The organism is [Haemophilus] ducreyi (genome assembly GCF_900109315.1).
Lineage (GTDB): Bacteria > Pseudomonadota > Gammaproteobacteria > Enterobacterales > Pasteurellaceae > Haemophilus_B > Haemophilus_B ducreyi.
The window spans coordinates 1-19660 of record NZ_FOJC01000004.1; the positions used below are offsets into that span (position 1 = coordinate 1).

The window sequence follows — 19660 nt, forward strand, 5'->3', positions numbered from 1 at the left end:
CCAGAAGTGATTTATGAAAGAATCAAGGGGCAACAAGTAGAAGTAGATGACCCATCATCGTTGTATGCGAAAGTGAATAGAAACAGACGTTTAGATAACGTAGAAGGTTTTTATACACCGGAACAGTTACGGACAAGAAGTGACAAGTTAGCAGAGCAAGTGAGTCGTGTATCGACAACAGAGCCAGTGTATGCGGACTTGCGCTTCAAATCGGCGGAGGATGATTACGCACCGGCGCTACCGGCGAGACCTGAGCTAGGTAATGCGGCTGGCTTTAGAAAAGCGAAGGTAAAAGGTGAAGAGAGTGAATCTACATGGAGTCGTTTGAAACACTTATTTAGCAGAGACAGTAACAAAACGAAAGTAGAAGAGGTAGAAAATGAATATAAATCTCAAACTAATGGAGAAAATTCATTAGAAATTAAGACGATTGAACATATACCGACCCGCTTGAAAAATCTCGAGTCTCCACGTGAAGCGCAATCTGATTTAGGGGAGAATGCATTAATCTATGGTTTACAAAGAGGCAGACAAGCATTAATCAGTAAAGCGAATGCGGCAGATAAAGAAGGCAAAAATGCGATATTAGCAGACAGTTACATAGGCAAACTGAATCTTGGTTTTGAATTTGGAGAATTAACAAAATTTGCAAAACAAGTGAAAGATGGCAAAGTAACCGAGCAAGATATACAAGATATCGCTTCATTTAATGACGAAACAGCTAAATTAGCGCGAAGAAGCGAACCAAAAAATCGTATTAACGATGCTAATGTAGATGATAACCAACGAATTATTCGTGAGTTAATAAATAATGAAGCGGCAGTTGATGCATTAAAACGGATAGCTACGCTAAGTGACCAAGAAAAAGCGATGCACAGTACATTAAGAGCAAACGAAAAATTTGATATGGATGAACTAGAGGAGTCCCCTAACTATACTACTGCGGAAAATAAATCGATTCGTGATTATAAAGATACCCAGAAAGCATTAAATGATGCACGTATGGACTTCTTTACCGAGAAGACGAAATTTATCGCGAAAGAAACGCTAGAACGAGGAGGACAGCTTTACTTTGCATTAGATGGTTTAGTGACAAATAGCCCAGGTTTTAGAGCTGATACGCAGATTAATATGGATAAATTGAAAGATGTTTTTAATCCTAATCATGAACATTATGATTCAGTGACATCGAGAGAATTACGCTATCTCTATGAGAATTATAAAGATAATCCTAATTTAAAATTTACGCTGAAAGACCATGTAATTGCGAATCCGTTAAAAACATTGAAGACTTCTATATCAGAGTCTGACTTAAAGAGTTCTCCACGTAGAGCTAGACAAGAAGGTCCGAGCTTATTGCAGAGAGTAAGAAATTTATTTGATAAATCTTCTTCTAATAAGCGTTCTGAAAAGGATACAGAGCAAACAAGTGTAGGTTATCGTAATACTAATATCGATATAATTAACGATAAGACAAAAGGAGTAAATCATATAGTTGAGAATGGCGTAGAAGTAGCGCTTACCAATACTGACTATAAACCGCTAAAATTACCGAATGTGGAAGCAGCTTTTAAACAAACTAAATTAAAGGCTGAAAATATTGATCCTCATATAGAAGCAGTGAAAAAATTAGAAATTATTGCATCAAGTGCTAATTCGATACCTAAAGAGCATCTATTAAAGGCATTAATAGAAGTTACGGAAGGTAAAACAGATGAAGATATTAATGTTTATCAGAAATTATTTAATACTCGTCAAAATATTTCAAATGAAGTAGCACCTACATATTCCCTAAGGAATCTAGATGGTAAAGATGGTAAACAGATCTTACGATCCGTTGCTGAAATATATAAAAATCTTCCGTTAAGTGATACATATCAAGCGGTAAGAAATTATGTAAACAATAGGCTAATTGAAAAACTATCTTCTAACCGATTATTATTAGAACATTTAGCTAATTCGAAAATTTCTGGTAATGAATATGCGATCAAATATATATTTGATACAGTTAGCCGGGCTAAACAAGAGATCTTTGAGCAAGAATTAAATACCGAATTAGCACCAGTGTCTCTTGATATTATGAGAAGAAAAGCAGCAAATATTCTATCTTCAGAACATGGTTCTTACAAGGATGGTATGTTATCAATATATGATAAGCCCGTAAAAAGCGCATTTCATTCACGTTTAAAGAATAATGGTGAAGTTTTAAATACTATTGTGCATGAATTGACTCATCATGAACAGGATGCGTTAGCTAAAATAATTGATAATAAAGGTTATGATGCTAAATTATTCGATAAAAATAATATACTCTATATCACGGGGGGGTTAGGATACCCTAAGCAAGCGTTAGAGAGAGATGCATTTTTATCCGGTGATTCAGTCAGTGAAGCATTTATGAAAAAAGCAAAGGAATATCATGAACGTACTAAACAGGAGAGAAAAGATGCTAAAAAAGATGAGGCTAGAATAGCTAAACTATATAAGCAATGGGAGCAAGAAGAAGCTAATAAAAAATCTGCTTCATTAAATGGTTCTTCGCAATCATTAGATTCAAGATCTGAAGTAGAATTTAATAGAGTATCGCATAAGTCGGTTAGATAGACTTACTAAAGTCTCATGTTAGCTACTGAAAAAATGCCTAGCAGCGTAATGCTAGGCATTTTCTTTTTGTGTCAATCAGGTTCTTATAGAGCTTATTTTTCAGTTACAAAGATTTGATTTTAAGAATATCGTCCAATACTGTAAGAAAAATGAACTAGATAGAACGCTTTCAAATAAATAACGCCTTGATATACAAGGCTTTATTTAAAAATTGGAATAACTATAAATTAGTTAAAGTGATGATTTTCTATTCCCACTCAATAGTCGCAGGAGGTTTGCCTGACACGTCATATACGACGCGAGAAATGCCATTTACTTCATTGATGATGCGGTTTGAGATTTTACCTAGTAATTCATAGGGTAAATGTGCCCAATGAGCGGTCATAAAATCAATGGTTTCTACCGCACGTAGAGATACGACCCAGTCGTATTTGCGTCCATCCCCCATTACGCCTACAGATTTCACGGGTAAGAATACGGTAAATGCTTGGCTCACTTTGTAATACCAGCCTGATTTATAAAGTTCTTCAATAAAAATGGCATCTGCATTGCGTAATAAATCGCAGTATTCTTTTTTGATTTCACCTAGTACACGTACGCCTAAACCGGGCCCTGGGAAAGGGTGGCGGTTGAGCATTTCAGCAGGCAGGCCTAATGTGAGGCCAATTTTACGTACTTCATCTTTAAAAAGCTCACGTAATGGTTCGACTAAGCCAAGCCTCATGTAGTCTGGTAAGCCACCTACGTTATGATGTGATTTGATCACGTGTGCTTTGCCTGTTTTGCTTGCTGCTGATTCAATGACATCAGGGTAGATCGTGCCTTGTGCTAACCATTTTACGTCAGTGAGTTTTTTGGCTTCATCATCAAATATATCAATAAATACTTTACCAATAATTTTTCGTTTTGCTTCTGGATCATCAATACCTTTAAGCGCTTCTAAGAAACGTTCTTCCGCGTTAACGCGAATGATGTTTAAGCCAAATTTATCGCCAAACATTTCCATTACTTGATCGCCTTCATTTAAGCGGAGCAAGCCGTTATCGACAAATACGCAATGTAAATTTTTACCGATTGCGCGGTGTAATAGTAGGGCAGTGACTGATGAGTCTACGCCACCGGATAGTCCTAAAATAACTTGGTCATTGCCTACTTTTTGTTTAATTTTAGCAATGGCATCTTCAATAATATTTTCAGGTGTCCAGCTACGTGCACAACCACAAATATTTTCTACAAAATTAGTCAGCAATGCTAAACCGCTTTTTGTGTGTGTGACTTCAGGGTGGAATTGTACGCCGTAGAAACGTCGTTTTTCATCAGACATAGCTGCAATAGGGCAAGTTGGAGTTACTGCAGTAGTTTGAAAGCCTGTGGGTAGGCGTGTGACTTTATCGCCATGACTCATCCAAACATCTAATTTAGGTTGTGAAGTGGTTAAATCATCATTTAATTTTGCGAATAATTGATCTGCATGTTGTAATTCAACAGCGGCATAGCCAAATTCGCGCTGTTCAGAAGCTTCGGTTAAACCGCCTAATTGCATTGCCATAGTTTGCATACCATAGCAGATGCCTAATACGGGTACGCCTGCGTTAAAGACATATTCAGGTGCATGTGGGCTATTAGCTTCGGTGGTACTTTCAGGGCCGCCCGAAAGAATGATGCCGGTTGGGTTAAATTCGCGGATCTGTTTTTCTGTTACGTCCCATGCCAAAAGTTCACAGTAGACTCCAATTTCACGTATGCGACGTGCAATTAATTGCGTGTATTGTGAACCGAAATCTAAAATTAGGATTTTATGATTGTGAATGTTATTCATTTTGTTTTTCTGTTAATAAAATAGTGTAGGTGAATGTCTAAGGTTTCTTACTGATGGAGAGAATATAAAGCATAGTAAGAATGCGTTTATTACTTTAGTGAGCGGTCAAATTTGCAGAAAATTTGCAAAAATGACCGCTATTCTATCATTGATTATCCCATATGGTAGTTAGGGGCTTCTTTGGTAATAGTAACATCGTGAACATGGGATTCTTTGATTCCCGCACCGCTTATTCGTACGAATTGTGCTTTAGTGCGTAAATCTTCAATAGTTGCAGATCCAGTTAAGCCCATACAAGAACGCAAGCCACCCATTTGTTGATGGATAATTTCTTTTAAATAACCTTTGTAAGGAATACGTCCTTCAATACCTTCTGGCACAAGTTTATCGGCTGCATTATCTGATTGGAAATAGCGATCTGATGAACCTTTAGACATTGCGCCTAATGAGCCCATGCCTCGATAAGATTTAAATGCGCGGCCTTGATACAGTTCAATTTCACCGGGCGCTTCTTCTGTACCCGCAAACATTGAGCCAACCATTACACAGCTTGCGCCTGCTGCAATAGCTTTTGAAATATCGCCAGAATAACGGATACCTCCGTCAGCAATAATAGGGATATCACGATCTCTTAACGCTTCAGCCGCTTCAGCAATTGCAGTAATTTGTGGAACGCCCACGCCCGTTACAATTCGTGTAGTACAAATTGAACCCGGGCCGATACCTACTTTTACCGCGCTTGCACCGGCATCAGCTAAAGCAATTGCGCCTTCTGCAGTCGCAACATTACCAGCCACAATAGGAAGATCCGGATATTTGGCACGTGTTTCACGTACGCGTTGTAATACACCTTCTGAATGTCCGTGTGATGAATCAATTAATAATACATCTATACCGGCTTTAACTAGGGCGTCTATACGTTCTTCATTACCCGGCCCCGCGCCTACTGCTGCACCCACGCGTAATCGTCCAAATTCATCTTTACAAGCATTGGGTTTTTGTTCTGCTTTTTGGAAGTCTTTTACGGTGATCATACCTTTTAATTTAAATGCATCATCAACCATTAGTACTTTTTCTACCCGATGTTCATGCATTAAAGCTAAAATTTCTTCGCATTTGGTATTTTCTTTGACTGTAACTAAGCGGTCACGATGTGTCATTACTTTAGAAACCGTTTGGGTTAGGTCTTGTACAAAGCGCGTATCGCGTCCGGTAATAATCCCGACAAGATTATTTTCATTATCTACGACCGGATAGCCCGCAAAGCCATTTTTCTTCACAAGCTGTGCTAATTCAGCTAATGTTAATTCCGGTGACACGGTAACAGGTTCAGAAACGATACCGCTTTCAAATTTTTTTACTTTACGAACACGATCAGCTTGGTGTTCAATCGACATATTTTTGTGAATAAACCCAATGCCACCTTCTTGTGCTAATGAAATCGCTAATTTGGTTTCAGTAACAGTATCCATCGCTGCGGATAGTATTGGAATATTTAAACGGATTGTTTTTGTTAGTTGAGTAGAAAGGTCGGCAGTATTTGGAAGCACTGTAGAATGTGCTGGGACGAGTAAAACATCATCAAATGTGAGGGCTTCTTGTTTGATGCGTAACATTGCAATAATTCCTTAAAGCTGAGTAAATAGAACAAAAAGTGGTTTAGAAAAATTGCGAGCAGATTATACAGATGAATTTCAGGGTTGTAAATTTTTAAATTATATAATGAGCGCTTAACGGTCAAAATTTGAGATATTTTTACCTAAGTTCTCACCGATTAAAAAAATTTAACGTTCATTTGTTTTTTCGCTCTTGAAACAAGCCAAGGTGTCCTTATTTATGGTAAGATTAATTTTACATAAGTGTAGAAAGAGATTTTAATAATTTTATGGGCAAAAAAAGAAGTGCTAGCTCATCACGTTGGTTAGCTGAGCATTTTAAAGATCAGTTTGTGCAAAAAGCACATAAACAAAAATTACGTTCGCGCGCTTATTTTAAATTAGATGAAATTCAACAAAGTGATCGTTTATTTAGACCCGGTATGACCGTCGTTGATTTGGGGGCGGCCCCAGGCGGGTGGTCACAATATGCAGTTACTCAGATTGGTAATCAAGGGCGTATTATTGCTTGTGATATTTTAGATATGAATCCAATTGTCGGTGTGGATTTTTTGCAAGGTGATTTTCGTGAAGTAAGCGTATTAAATGCTTTACTTGCACGTGTTGGCGATGAAATGGTCGATGTGGTTATGTCGGATATGGCGCCCAATTTTAGTGGTATGCCTTCGGTAGATATTCCACGCGCAATGTATTTAGTTGAGCTGGCTTTAGATATGTGTCGCCAAGTTTTAGCACCTAAAGGCAGTTTTGTTGTCAAAGTTTTTCAAGGCGAAGGCTTTGATGACTATTTGCGTGATATTCGTTCAATGTTTACCACTGTGAAGGTGCGTAAACCTGAGGCTTCTCGTGATCGTTCACGTGAAGTATATATTGTTGCAACAGGCTATAAAGGCTAGATTTTTTTAATAAATAATAGAGGAAATTAACCTTGAACGATATGGTTAAAAATATTGTCCTTTGGGTAGTCGTAGCGATTGTGCTAATGACTGCATTTGAGGGGTTTAATTCAAATTTTAATAATAGTAATACTGTTTCTTATTCCACATTTTTAAATGATATTAAATCGAATCAGTTAAAAGAGGTGAATTTTAAACGTAACGATGAAACTATTTCGGTCATTAAAAACGATGGTACTGAATATAAAACCGTTATGCCGATGAATGATCAGTATTTATTATCCGATTTAGCTAAAACTAATGCGACAATTACTGGCCAACCTCAAGAGCGTCGTGGCGTATTATTTCAAATTTTTATTTCTTGGTTTCCGATGGTTATGCTGATTGGCTTCTGGCTATTTTATATGCGTCAGATGCAAGGCGGTGGTCGCGGTGCGATGGGATTTGGTAAGAGCAAAGCCAAAATGCTTACGCCTGAGCAAGTTAAAACGCGTTTCAGTGATGTTGCGGGTTGTGATGAAGCCAAAGAAGAGGTGAGTGAGGTAGTTGACTTTTTAACTGAACCAAGCAAATTCCAAAAATTAGGTGGACGTATCCCTAAAGGTATTTTAATGGTGGGGCCTCCAGGTACAGGTAAAACATTGTTAGCAAAAGCAATTGCGGGTGAAGCGGGCGTGCCGTTCTTTACTATGGCAGGTTCTGACTTTGTAGAAATGTTTGTGGGCGTTGGTGCTTCTCGCGTTCGCGATTTATTTGATCAAGCAAAGAAAAATGCGCCTTGTATTATTTTTATAGATGAAATTGATGCGGTAGGCCGTAAGCGTGGTGGCGCAGGCTTGAGTGGAGGCCACGATGAACGCGAACAAACGTTAAATCAAATGTTAGTTGAGATGGATGGTTTTGAGGGATCTGAAGGCGTTATTATTATTGCGGCAACTAACCGTGCAGATGTCCTTGATGATGCACTAACGCGCCCGGGTCGTTTTGACCGACAAGTGACCGTTGATTTGCCAAATGTAAAAGGTAGAGAGCAAATTTTAAAAGTCCACATGAAAAAAGTGCCACTTGCATCAAGTGTTGATCCAATGATTGTAGCGCGTGGTACGCCGGGCTATTCAGGTGCACAATTAGCCAATTTAGTGAATGAAGCGGCTTTATTTGCTGCACGTAAGAATAGAACCGTTGTTACGATGGATGATTTTGATAAAGCCCGTGATAAAATTAATATGGGGCCAGAACGTCGTTCTAATACGATGACGGAAAAAGAATTAATGAATACTGCTTATCATGAAGCGGGGCACGTGATTGTTGGTTATTTGATGCCAGAACATGACCCACTAAATAAGGTAACCATTGTCCCACGTGGGCAAGCGCTTGGATTTGCACAATTTTTACCAGAAGGTGACCGCGTGAGTGAAACCTTTACTAAGCTAGAAAGCCAACTTTCAACGTTGTTTGCTGGACGTATCGCGGAAGGGCTTATTTTTGGTGACGATAAAATTACCACCGGCGCTTCATCTGATATTCATCGAGCAACCCAAATTGCACGCGCTATGGTTACTCAATGGGGCTTTTCAAAAGAATTAGGACCGCTATTTTATCAAAATGAAGATGGTATGGGGGCGATTAAAGGGGTGTCAGAAGCTTCGCAAAAATTAATTGATCAGGAAATGCGGATTATTATTGATCGTAATTATGCTCGTGCTAAGCAAACTCTAGAAGAAAACATTGATATTTTGCATGCAATGAAAGATGCACTATTGAAATATGAAACATTAGATCGAAAACAAATTGATGATTTAATGCATCGTCGTCCTGTTGGCGAACCGGAAGGGTGGAATGATGATAAAGAAGAAAATTCTTCGAATGATTCTTCAGATGCTACATCAGCGAGCAATACACTTGAAGACGCTAAGCCTAATATAGATGCAGACGTTGCGGATAATCGGGTAGATGCTTAACTAAAAGCCATGATAATAGCCGAGATTTATCTCGGTTTTTTCTTTATATATTAGGTGGTTTTAATTGTGTTTAGATGATATAAATCAATTTAAGCGGTTAGCATATGCAAAAATTTTGCAGAATCTAACCGCTTTTTAATTTTAGTTTGCTAGAATAAAGTGCTTTATAATAAAGTGGGGTAAAAATAGGATAATATGAAAAATAAAATATTAGGCAGTGCATTAATGATTGCCGGCACAACGATTGGTGCGGGAATGCTTGCAATGCCATTAACTTCAGCAGGAATGGGCTTTGGCGCGACCTTGTTTTTGTTGATTAGTTTGTGGGGATTATTAGCTTACACTGGATTATTATTTATGGAAGTCTATCAAACTGCACCAAAACGTGATGTCGGTGTGGCTAGTTTAGCTGAGCAATATTTTGGTATTGTTGGACGTGTACTTGCGACTGCTACTTTATTAGTTTTACTTTATGCTTTATTAGCCGCCTATATTACAGGCGGTGGCTCATTATTATCCGGTATTTTGCCTGAAATGATGGATAGTCAATTAACCAACAAGATCGCTATCTTATTATTCACTACTTTATTAGGTACTTTTGTCGTGGTGGGTATTAAAGGGGTAGATGGATTAACTCGCGTGCTATTTATTGGCAAAATTATAGCGTTTTTACTTGTATTAGCAATGATGTTACCAAAAGCAAAAATTGAGAATCTATTTGCTATGCCACTGGATAACTTATTGGTTATTTCTGTGGTGCCAATTTTTTTCACATCATTTGGTTTCCACGTAATTATGGCAAGCATTAATAATTACTTAGAGGCGGATATCGGTAAAATTCGCATTGCAATTTATATTGGTACCGCTATTCCATTAATTGCTTACTTATTATGGCAATTAGCAACACATGGCGTATTAACGCAAGCCGAATTTGTTGAAATTTTAAAGTCAGATCCAAGCTTAAATGGTTTAGTAAAAGCAACTAGTCAAATTACAGGAAGTACATTTTTAGGTGAAATGTTACGTTTATTTTCTGCCTTAGCATTAATTACTTCATTTTTAGGCGTTGCTATGGGTATTTTTGAATGTATCGGCGATTTATTAAAACGGATTAATTTACCCACAAATCGTTTAATATTAACATTAGTAACCTTTATTCCTCCTTTATTATTTGCTTTATTTTATCCTAATGGTTTTATTGCAGCATTAGGTTATGCCGGTTTATTATTTGCTTTTTACGGAATGTTATTACCAATAGGACTTGCATGGCGATCACGTAAATTACACCCTAATTTACCTTATCGAGTATCGGGGGGTAATAGCGCATTGCTGATAGCATTATTAATGGGCATTATTATTATGATTATTCCATTTTTAATTCAATTTGGTTATCTACCAAAAGTAATGGGCTAATTCACACCTAAAGCGGTCTAAATCAGCAATATTTTTGCAAAATTCGACCGCTTTTATGTAGTTAACAATATGATCGTTTCCTTTAAAACTGAAATTCTTGCCTTTAATCAGCAACAAAAAAACGCTTTTACTACTGATAACGTTACTAAATTATTGCATCAACGAAGAGATTATTACGATCAATTATTAAATTCATTATGGCAACAATTTGGTTTCGCAGAACGTGATGATCTTGCATTAATTGCGGTGGGGGGCTATGGTCGGCGAGAAATGTTCCCATTGTCCGATTTAGATATTTTAGTTTTATCACAGCACCCCGTAGATGAAATCAGTCGTGCTAGATTAAATGAATTATTTAATATTTTATGGGATAGTAAATTACAAGTCGGAGCCAGTATTCGTTCAATCGCGCAGTGTATTGAAATTGGCCAACAAGAATTATCCGTTGCAAGCAATATGTATGAAGGGCGTTTACTGACAGGCAATAAGCAGTTATAGCATAGTTTAATTGAAAAGTTATATGCAGAAGATTTTTGGCCTATTGAAACGTTTTTTAAAGCAAAAATGGAAGAGCGTGCTGAACGTTATAGCCGCTATCATAATACTGGCTATAATTTAGAACCGGATATAAAACATAGCCCTGGTGGTTTACGTGATCTACATTTAATTTATTGGATCTCAATGTGACAATTTGGCACCTTTTCACTGGATACTCTACTCAATAAAGGGATTTTATTTGCTGAAGAATACCGCGAATTAAGCAAGGCACAAGCGGTACTGTTTAAAATGCGTTTTGCCTTACACTTACAGCTTAAACGTTATGATAACCGCCTATATTTTGATCGCCAGCTCTGTTTAAGCAAACAATTAGGTTATCAAGGAGAAGGTAATCAGCCGGTTGAAACAATGATGCGTCATTATTTTCAAGCGACACAATCGATTTCTCAATTAAGCCAATTATTAATAGATAACTTTCAATTATCGGATCGTAATCCGCATCATTTAGCTGAAAAACAAGCGCTTGATAGCTATTTTTATCTACAAGGCCATCAACTCAACTGCCAAAATCGTCGTTGTTTTACACAACAGCCTAGTACTATTCTAGATCTGTTTTATTATCTCACTGAATATCCTAACGTAAAAATTGATGCTAAAACATTGCGGTATTTACGGCTTGCATTGCAAAAACTCACGGAGCCGCTATGCCAAAATCCAATGGCGCGTAAACGTTTTATCGCACTTTTTTCACAGCCTAATGTTATTGCCAGAGCTATTGTACCCATGCATCAACTAGGCGTATTGTCAGCTTATTTTCCCCAATGGCAAGCTATTGTTGGCTTGATGCAATTTGATTTATTTCATCTTTATACGGTTGATGAACATACCATCAGAGTCATGCAAAAGCTTGAAAGCTTTTTGGCGCCGCAAACAGCAGAGGATTATCCACTTTGCTGTCAACTGTTTCAGCAATCCGATCATAAACCAATACTTTATTTAGCCGCATTATTTCACGATATTGCCAAAGGCCGAAAGGGTGAACATACGAATTTAGGTGCTGAAGAAATCTATCAGTTTGCTTTATTACATGATTTCTCAGCGCAACAAGCACAACAAATGGCGTGGTTAGTGCAACAGCATTTAACCATGTCGATTACTGCCCAACGGCGTGATATTCATGATTCATCTGTCGTCCAACATTTTGCAAAAATTGTAGGAAATTCGACCGCTTTAGCGGATTTAATGTGCCTAACAATTGCCGATATTTGTGCCACAAATGCTAATCTTTGGAATAATTGGAAGCGAACGCTATTTAGTCAGCTATATCAATTTACCTTGAAAGAACTAGATAGATCCCTAGATTATCAATATGTTAGCCAAGCACATCGTGCCGAAGCATTTGCATTGCTTAACGCGCATTTATCAATAATGGAACAACAAAAATTACACGCTTTTTGGCAACCTTGTCCCAAAAGTTATTTTTTACGTAACACCCCGACTCAACTAGTTTGGCATGCGCAAGCGTTTATTCAAAAAGCTGAAAATGAACCGCTTGTGTTAGTCAGCAATCAATATGCGCGTGGTGCTACTGAAATTTTTGTACATTGTAGCGACCAACCGCAACTATTCGCGCATATTGCACAAGTTCTTAGCCGCAAAAAAATTAGCATTCACGATGCACAGATTATGACGAGTAAAGATAAAAAAGTATTTGATAGTTTTATCGTGACTGAAGTGCATGGATCTGCATTAACCGAAAATCGTTGTCGTGAAATTAAACGCGCTTTATTAGAAATGCTTTTAAATAACAAAAGCAGAATATTTAAATTAATCAAAAAACCGGTGAAACACCAATCATTTAGCGCTAATACCAAAGTTTCTTTTCTGGTAGATACACAGCCACAGCAAACCTCATTTGAATTATTTACATTAGATAGAGAAGGGTTATTAGCTCAGGTAAGCGCGATTTTTAATCAATTAGATCTAGTGTTAATTAATGCAAAAATCACGACTATTGGTGAACGGGTAGAAGATTTATTTGTGGTAACCACCAAACAAAATACTGCACTAACAACGCAACAAAAGAAACAACTTAAATGTAGTTTATTAACTGAATTAGCGCATTAATGCTAAAAATAGCCCGCTTAGTTAACTAAACAAGCTATTTTTAGTCCATTATGACTTAAATAAGCCCGAAGATCCATCTGAGTAATTGCGTGGTTGATTATCTTCATCACCATTAGCATCATTTTTTAGTCGTTTAAAAAATTCAACTTGGTTTGACTCGGGTAATAACTGTTCGGAATTTTGTGCAAAATGAGTATAAAGTTTTTTATAATCTTCCGCTAAATTCGTCAACAAATTCGCTGATTGTTCAAAGTGTTGCTCAAGTTGCTGTTTTTGTTCTTCAATTTTTGCTTCAGCCGAAGCTAATTCGCTTTTTACCTGAATTTGTTGTTGAACATTTCCTTTAAAAAATCGCATAACTAATACACCACATAGTGTTCCGATAAGAAATGCTATACTGATTGAAAACCAAATTTCAGTTGTCCATTGTTTCATTATTAAACCTTTTATATTGTGTTAAATAGCTATTTTCTACCACGTTATCTTTCTTAAGAAAAGCATTCTTTCATAACAAAATAATAAAATTTGACATTCCACGCATTTTAGTGAAAAGACATAAAAAATGTTCGCCTTTTATTTCAAAAGCATGTATAATTTTACTACCCTGTTTTACTTGGATTTTCCCGCCAAGTAAGTTTGGTCAGATTTTGGCTCGAAGGGGTCGGATTCTACCGTCATATAGGTAATCCCTTATTTTATAATAAGCGGATTGGGTTATAACTTAAATATTGGTATTTAATTAATGAAAACTTTTGTAGCAAAACCAGAAACAGTAAAACGTGACTGGTATGTAGTAGATGCGACAGGTAAAACTTTAGGTCGTTTAGCTACTGAATTAGCAAGTCGCTTACGCGGTAAGCATAAAGCTGAATATACTCCACACGTAGATGCAGGTGATTACATCATCGTTATCAATGCAGAGAAAGTAGTAGTAACAGGCAAAAAAGAAACTGATAAAATCTATTACTGGCACACTGGCTATGTAGGTGGTATCAAAGATGCAACCTTCAAAGAAATGATTTCGCGTCGTCCAGAAGCAGTGATTGAGATCGCAGTAAAAGGTATGTTACCAAAAGGTCCTTTAGGTCGTGATATGTTCCGTAAATTAAAAGTTTATGCAGGTAACGCTCACAACCACGCTGCACAACAACCACAAGTTTTAGACATCTAATCACGGAGCATCGAAAATGACAGCAGCAAATCAAAACTACGGCACAGGTCGCCGCAAAAGCTCTTCAGCTCGTGTATTTATCAAACCGGGCAGCGGTAATATTACCATTAACCAACGTTCTTTAGAAGTTTACTTCGGTCGTGAAACTTCACGCATGGTCGTTCGTCAACCATTAGAACTCGTTGAGTTATTAGATAAATTAGATTTATACATTACTGTTAAAGGTGGTGGTATTTCTGGTCAAGCAGGTGCAATTCGTCATGGTATTACACGTGCATTAATGGAATACGATGAGACTTTACGTCCAGCATTACGCGCAGCGGGCTTTGTTACTCGTGATGCTCGTCGTGTTGAACGTAAAAAAGTGGGTTTACACAAAGCACGTCGTCGTCCACAATACTCAAAACGTTAATTTATACGTTTTTCGGTATATGAAAATATCATTAATAGAAGGCAGGAATATCCTGCCTTTTCTATTTGCTAAATTATCAATGTATTTTTAAATTTATTTAGGCCTTATTTATGCTTACGATAATTTCTCCAGCTAAAACATTAGATTTTGCTACAACCAGTCCCTCTTTTGCTTATTCTCAACCAGTATTGACCGCTCACAGCGAACAATTGATTAATTTGTGTAAACAGCTTACTCCCGCAACGTTAAGTTCATTAATGTCGATTAGCGATAAATTAGCTAGCCTTAATGTTGCGCGTTTTATAGAATGGCAATTAGCACACGATCAACAAAATTCAAAGCCCGCTTTATTTGCATTTAAAGGTGATGTTTATACCGGTTTAGATGCACAAACATTAACAGAGGCACAAGTTGAATATGCTCAAAACCATTTACGTATTTTATCCGGCCTTTATGGATTATTGAGACCATTAGACTTAATGCAACCTTATCGGTTAGAAATGGGCACTAAATTAGCTAATCATAAAGGTAAAGATCTTTATGCATTTTGGGATAATATCATTACTCACGAACTGCAAATGGCAATCGATAAACAAGCGGATAATATTTTGATTAATCTTGCATCGGATGAATATTTTAAAGCTTTAAAAATAGATCAATTACAGGCTAAGGTGATTAAGCCGATTTTTTTAGATGAGAAAAATGGGAAATTTAAACAGATTAGTTTTTATGCGAAAAAAGCACGTGGTATGATGGCACGCTTTATTTTAGTAACAAAACCAACCACGATTGAACAATTAAAAACATTTGATTATGGCGGTTATTGGTTTGATGAAAATGATTCAACATCAACGGAGCTTATTTTTAAACGAGAAGCACGCTAATGCGGTTATTATTAATCATATTTTGTTGTTTTTTAACCGCTTGCCAAATGCTTAAAAAAACATTTGTGGTACCGGAAAGTATCCCTTTTCAAGGGAAATCCTACTTTAAAGTTACGGATAATATGTTAGAGGGTATGCGCCATTTGCTTTTTTTACCGGCAGAGGGTAATCAACATCCTGAGAATTGGCATAATGCTATTTTTATTTTTTTAGATCAAAATAAAACCTCAACGATAATGCAAAGAATGGCATTGCGTAAAAAAGTATTTTCAAATCAACAAGATACCATTGCTCAAATAAAAATAATAGAAAATGAATTATATAGCGCGATAATTTATCCACCAACTGAACGTTTTAATGATATCTTATTAGAAGTTTCTCGTGGTCGTGATTCAGCCTGTGGTTTTGCGCAAATCCAAGTGGCAAATAAGCGGGCAATTTTAACAGAAAAAAATGCAAATTTAACCGCTTATCAAGCAGAATTAAATTCGCTAGCGCAACAACTTTCAACATTAGCTTGGCAAGTGGCTTGTCAATAAACACTAAACCGTATTATTAGGATTTTTATGGAACAACAATATGCAAAGTTAGTGAAGCGGGCGGCAAATGTCGCCATTATTGTTGCATGTTCATTAATTTTAATTAAAACATTCGCTTGGTGGAAAACCGGGTCTATTTCAATTTTAGCCTCAATGACGGACTCAATGGTTGATTTATTCGCGTCAATGACTAATATTTTGGTATTACGTTTTGCATTACAACCCGCAGATAAAACGCATACTTTTGGACACGGCAAGGCAGAATCATTGGTTGCCATTGCACAAAGTGCGTTCATTACGGGCACAGCCGTTTTTTTACTGTTACAAGGTATTCATAACCTGAATAACCCCGTGTTGATTGAAGATTCTCAATTAGGCGTTATAGTCAGTATTATTTCTATTGTATTTACCGCAGCTTTAGTATTTTATCAGAAGAAAGTGGTGAGTATTACACAGAGTCCTGCTATTCAAGCAGATTCATTGCATTATCAAACAGACTTATTTATGAATGCCGCTATTTTAGTGGCTATGTTATTAAATATATATGGATTCATTTATGCAGATGCTATTTTTGCAATTGGCATTGCACTTTATATTAGCATTAATGCCTTTAAAATGTTTTGGGAAGCCGTACAAGTGTTACTGGATAAAGCTTTACCAGAAGAAGATATTAATCAAATTTTAACCATTGTTGCTAACCAGCCACAAATTATCGGTATTCATGATTTATTAACGCGTCAGGCTGGCGCTGTACGCTTTATTCAACTGCATCTTGAATTAGAAGATCACCTTTCTTTACTAGAGGCTCACACGATTACTGACAATTTAGAACAAAAAATTCTTGCAGCTTTTCCACTTTCTGAAGTAATTATTCATCAAGAACCAACATCAATTGTTCAACAGGAGCTTGTTTTAGGACAAGTAAAAAACTATGTACCAAGTTATCGCTAATTTTTCATTTCAAAATTTTGAACATGACCCTGTTATATTGATAAATCAAATCATCAATCAATGGCTTTATAATGGACAAATTATTGGCCGTGAATTCTCGGTGACCTACCATACACAGCCTAGCGCGCATTTTCAAGTTCGCCTCGCTACGCCAGAACAAATAAGCTTAATGCCAGAATGGAATAACATTCAAGTGACGGAAGCCTTATCGCAAGCGGCAGAAAAAGGCATAGAATTTGAATCTTTTGAAATTATTGGTCGAGATTATCAAGCAGAACAAACATCTGAAAATAGCAACGCACGTTTTTATATTTTATATACCACCCATTTGGATAGCTGTTCGCCTTTGTATAATGGTGATGATTTTTGTCCAATTCCCTTATATAGGCTACTGCAAAAGGATCAATCATTAGCGCAAGCGCTCATTAAATGGCAAGAAAATTGGCAGGCTTGTGATCAATTGCAAATGAATGGAACAATTTTAGAACAGTCCGCATTAAATGAAATTAGTGAGATTGACAGCAATTTAGCTCAATTAGGCACTAAATTATGTAGAGAAGTTGAACGCGTTACACAAGTGCCAACGTATTACTATTTATATCGTTTAGGAACCGATGAAGCGGTTGAATATCAAAGAAAATGCAGTAGCTGTGGTGCAGAATGGCGTTTAACCGAACCATTACATCAAATTTTCCATTTTAAATGCGATAAATGCCGTTTAATATCAAATTTAAGTTGGCAATTACAAAAGTAATACGTTGTCACGCATTAGCTAATTTAAAGTGGGCATATTTCACCCACTTTCCTTATTCAGCCTATTCAACCCAACTAATAATATCTTCAGCAAGTTTGCGATATTTTGCTTTCATTTTTTGGGCACTATACCCAAATGTAACCATACACGAAACACCATATTCATTTGGATCAAATAATCCTTCATCCGCTAGAATTTGATGAACTGCATCATAATTAAACCCTTCGATTGGACAAGAATCAATGCCAATCATTGCAGCACCTGTCATCATATTCGCTAGTGCAATATAGGTTTGTTTGACACACCAATCAAATAATGTTCTTTCATTTTCTAATACTTTAATATCATTCATTTGGAATGATTTATAACGGGCAATCGTTTTTTCTAATTGTTCAGCAGTTAAGCCTCTTTTAGTCAGTGATGCACGGAAAAAATTACTATCATAGCGGGCATTTTTTTAGCTAAAATGATCACTAAATGGCTCATTTCGTCCATAGGATGTTTTATTCCCCAACTAAATGGCGCTATTTTAGCGCGTATAGTTGGATTCTGTAGTACGATAAATTTCCAAGGTTCTGAACCAACTGAGCTTGGCGATAATCGGGCTAGTTCTAAAATATATTGCATATCTTGTGGGCTAATTTTACGCGTAGCATCGTAATGGAGACACGCCGAACGAAAAGTAAAAGCATCTAATACTTGTTATTTTGAGATTTCAGACATAATTTCCTCGCTAAAATGTTAGGTTCAATATGTGAAATAATACGCCGTTAATGGAAGTAAATCTAATGCTTGAGCGATTAAAATACTGTTTATTTGATCATTCTAGAAAAAAAGTAGTTTTAAGTAATAAAATATCAGACCACATATAATATATTAAACCTTATTAAATCAACGCGTTATATTATCTTTACGTTTACTTTTTGTAGGCAAAGTATTATTATCTGTGCAATTTATTTTTGAGATAATTAGAGGAAAGAATGCAACATTTAGACAAATTGGTCGCGCAAGTGCTTGAGTCAATCAATACTGCGACTGATGTAGCGACCTTAGAAACATTAAAAGTAGAGTTTTTTGGTAAAAAAGGCCACTTTACTCAGTTAATGCAAGGCTTACGTGATATACCCGCTGAACAACGCCCTGCGGTTGGTCAGAAAATTAACGATGCTAAACAAATTGCACAAAATGCCTTAAATCAGAAAAAAGAAGCTTTAGAAAATGCTGAATTAAATGAAAAATTAGCAAAGGAAAGTATTGATGTTTCATTACCAGGCCGTAAAAGCGCATTAGGTGGTTTACATCCAGTATCTATCACGATTGACCGCGTGGTTAAATTCTTTTCAGAATTAGGTTTTACGGTTGCTAATGGTCCTGAGATTGAAAGTGATTATTATAATTTTGATGCATTAAATATCCCTACTCATCACCCCGCTAGAGCTGATCACGATACTTTTTGGTGTGATGCACAGCGTTTACTCCGTACACAAACCTCAGGCGTACAAATTCGTACAATGCAAACAACACAGCCACCTATCCGCATAGTTGCACCGGGCCGTGTATATCGTAATGATTACGATCAAACACATACGCCTATGTTCCATCAAATTGAGTTATTATATATTGATAAAAAAGCTAATTTTACTGAATTAAAAGGCTTAATTCACGATTTCTTAAACGCTTTTTTTGAAGAAGATTTACAAGTGCGTTTTCGTCCATCTTTTTTTCCGTTTACGGAACCCTCTGCAGAAGTTGATGTTATGCGCCAAAATGGTAAATGGTTAGAAGTATTAGGTTGTGGAATGGTTCACCCTAATGTCCTTCGCAACGTTGGCATTGATCCTGAAGAATACAGTGGTTTCGCAGTAGGAATGGGCGTCGAACGTTTAACCATGTTGCGATACAATGTCACGGATTTACGCGCATTCTTTGAAAATGATTTACGCTTTTTAAAGCAATTTAGATAAATAACGCAAGGTTATGATTAAAAGCGGTGGAAATTCACTAGTAGTTTGCAA

General features: G+C 36.8%; 14 protein-coding genes and 2 pseudogenes. 12 read left to right on the forward strand and 4 right to left on the reverse strand.

Going from position 1 to position 19660, the window contains the following annotated elements:
• Positions 1-2604: hypothetical protein (locus tag BMX01_RS07820; protein ID WP_159427899.1), on the forward strand; the 2604-nt coding region annotated here is incomplete at its 5' end.
• A 247-nt stretch (positions 2605-2851) separates the two neighbouring features.
• Here BMX01_RS07820 and guaA read toward each other — a convergent pair.
• Positions 2852-4423 carry a glutamine-hydrolyzing GMP synthase gene (guaA, locus tag BMX01_RS03295; protein WP_064081921.1) on the reverse strand — a complete coding sequence of 524 codons (1572 nt, stop codon included), beginning with the start codon at positions 4421-4423 and terminating at the stop codon, positions 2852-2854.
• Between the two features lie 152 nt (positions 4424-4575).
• On the reverse strand, positions 4576-6039 hold the full coding sequence (gene guaB / locus BMX01_RS03300) for an IMP dehydrogenase (protein ID WP_064083279.1): 1464 nt from the start codon (positions 6037-6039) through the stop codon (positions 4576-4578).
• A gap of 269 nt (positions 6040-6308) precedes the next feature.
• Here guaB and rlmE point away from each other — a divergent pair, with 269 nt between their 5' ends.
• From rlmE to glnD, 4 genes and pseudogenes are all read left to right on the forward strand, one after another.
• Complete coding sequence (rlmE, locus tag BMX01_RS03305; RefSeq protein WP_010945341.1) at positions 6309-6935, forward strand: 23S rRNA (uridine(2552)-2'-O)-methyltransferase RlmE; 627 nt, start codon at positions 6309-6311, stop codon at positions 6933-6935.
• A 41-nt stretch (positions 6936-6976) separates the two neighbouring features.
• Complete coding sequence (gene ftsH / locus BMX01_RS03310; protein ID WP_064081919.1) at positions 6977-8896, forward strand: ATP-dependent zinc metalloprotease FtsH; 1920 nt, start codon at positions 6977-6979, stop codon at positions 8894-8896.
• Positions 8897-9091: 195 nt separating this feature from the next.
• Entirely contained in the window at positions 9092-10309 is a 1218-nt protein-coding gene (locus tag BMX01_RS03315) for an aromatic amino acid transport family protein (RefSeq protein WP_064081918.1), read from the forward strand.
• Between the two features lie 69 nt (positions 10310-10378).
• Positions 10379-12934: pseudogene (gene glnD, locus BMX01_RS03320) on the forward strand (bifunctional uridylyltransferase/uridylyl-removing protein GlnD).
• 48 nt (positions 12935-12982) lie between these two features.
• Here glnD and BMX01_RS03325 read toward each other — a convergent pair.
• Complete coding sequence (locus BMX01_RS03325; RefSeq protein ID WP_064081917.1) at positions 12983-13369, reverse strand: Z-ring associated ZapG family protein; 387 nt, start codon at positions 13367-13369, stop codon at positions 12983-12985.
• Positions 13370-13676: 307 nt separating this feature from the next.
• Here BMX01_RS03325 and rplM point away from each other — a divergent pair, with 307 nt between their 5' ends.
• The 6 genes from rplM to BMX01_RS03355 all read left to right on the forward strand — a co-directional run bounded on the left by rplM (position 13677) and on the right by BMX01_RS03355 (position 17645).
• Positions 13677-14105, forward strand: a complete 429-nt coding sequence (gene rplM / locus BMX01_RS03330; protein WP_064081916.1) for a 50S ribosomal protein L13 — start codon at positions 13677-13679, stop codon at positions 14103-14105.
• A 16-nt stretch (positions 14106-14121) separates the two neighbouring features.
• Complete coding sequence (gene rpsI / locus BMX01_RS03335; RefSeq protein ID WP_010945336.1) at positions 14122-14517, forward strand: 30S ribosomal protein S9; 396 nt, start codon at positions 14122-14124, stop codon at positions 14515-14517.
• Between the two features lie 110 nt (positions 14518-14627).
• Positions 14628-15401, forward strand: coding sequence for a peroxide stress protein YaaA (yaaA, locus tag BMX01_RS03340; RefSeq protein WP_064081915.1), 774 nt, complete (start codon positions 14628-14630; stop codon positions 15399-15401).
• Positions 15401-15940, forward strand: coding sequence for a hypothetical protein (locus BMX01_RS03345; RefSeq protein WP_064083280.1), 540 nt, complete (start codon positions 15401-15403; stop codon positions 15938-15940). The genes yaaA and BMX01_RS03345 overlap by 1 nt, the downstream gene beginning before the upstream one ends.
• A 27-nt stretch (positions 15941-15967) precedes the next feature.
• Positions 15968-16891 (forward strand): cation diffusion facilitator family transporter, encoded by a 924-nt coding sequence (locus BMX01_RS03350; RefSeq protein ID WP_064083281.1) that lies wholly within the window; start codon positions 15968-15970, stop codon positions 16889-16891.
• A complete protein-coding gene (locus tag BMX01_RS03355; protein WP_064083282.1) occupies positions 16872-17645 on the forward strand; it encodes a Zn-ribbon-containing protein in 774 nt (257 codons plus the stop codon). The genes BMX01_RS03350 and BMX01_RS03355 overlap by 20 nt, the downstream gene beginning before the upstream one ends.
• A gap of 61 nt (positions 17646-17706) precedes the next feature.
• Here the strand turns inward: BMX01_RS03355 and BMX01_RS03360 are convergent.
• Positions 17707-18368 (reverse strand): annotated as a pseudogene (locus BMX01_RS03360) (NAD(P)H-dependent oxidoreductase).
• A gap of 257 nt (positions 18369-18625) precedes the next feature.
• Between BMX01_RS03360 and pheS the strand changes: the two are divergent.
• A complete protein-coding gene (gene pheS, locus BMX01_RS03365) occupies positions 18626-19609 on the forward strand; it encodes a phenylalanine--tRNA ligase subunit alpha (RefSeq protein WP_064081911.1) in 984 nt (327 codons plus the stop codon).
• The last annotated feature ends 51 nt before the right edge of the window (positions 19610-19660 follow it).

Bases quoted from the DNA above. Each gene is read 5' to 3' on its own strand.
- guaA (WP_064081921.1), bottom strand. From the start codon at position 4,423: ATGAATAACATTCACAATCATAAAATCCTAATTTTAGATTTCGGTTCA.
- guaB (WP_064083279.1), bottom strand. From the start codon at position 6,039: ATGTTACGCATCAAACAAGAAGCCCTCACATTTGATGATGTTTTACTC.
- rlmE (WP_010945341.1), top strand. From the start codon at position 6,309: ATGGGCAAAAAAAGAAGTGCTAGCTCATCACGTTGGTTAGCTGAGCAT.
- ftsH (WP_064081919.1), top strand. From the start codon at position 6,977: ATGGTTAAAAATATTGTCCTTTGGGTAGTCGTAGCGATTGTGCTAATG.
- BMX01_RS03315 (WP_064081918.1), top strand. From the start codon at position 9,092: ATGAAAAATAAAATATTAGGCAGTGCATTAATGATTGCCGGCACAACG.
- BMX01_RS03325 (WP_064081917.1), bottom strand. From the start codon at position 13,369: ATGAAACAATGGACAACTGAAATTTGGTTTTCAATCAGTATAGCATTT.
- rplM (WP_064081916.1), top strand. From the start codon at position 13,677: ATGAAAACTTTTGTAGCAAAACCAGAAACAGTAAAACGTGACTGGTAT.
- rpsI (WP_010945336.1), top strand. From the start codon at position 14,122: ATGACAGCAGCAAATCAAAACTACGGCACAGGTCGCCGCAAAAGCTCT.
- yaaA (WP_064081915.1), top strand. From the start codon at position 14,628: ATGCTTACGATAATTTCTCCAGCTAAAACATTAGATTTTGCTACAACC.
- BMX01_RS03345 (WP_064083280.1), top strand. From the start codon at position 15,401: ATGCGGTTATTATTAATCATATTTTGTTGTTTTTTAACCGCTTGCCAA.
- BMX01_RS03350 (WP_064083281.1), top strand. From the start codon at position 15,968: ATGGAACAACAATATGCAAAGTTAGTGAAGCGGGCGGCAAATGTCGCC.
- BMX01_RS03355 (WP_064083282.1), top strand. From the start codon at position 16,872: ATGTACCAAGTTATCGCTAATTTTTCATTTCAAAATTTTGAACATGAC.
- pheS (WP_064081911.1), top strand. From the start codon at position 18,626: ATGCAACATTTAGACAAATTGGTCGCGCAAGTGCTTGAGTCAATCAAT.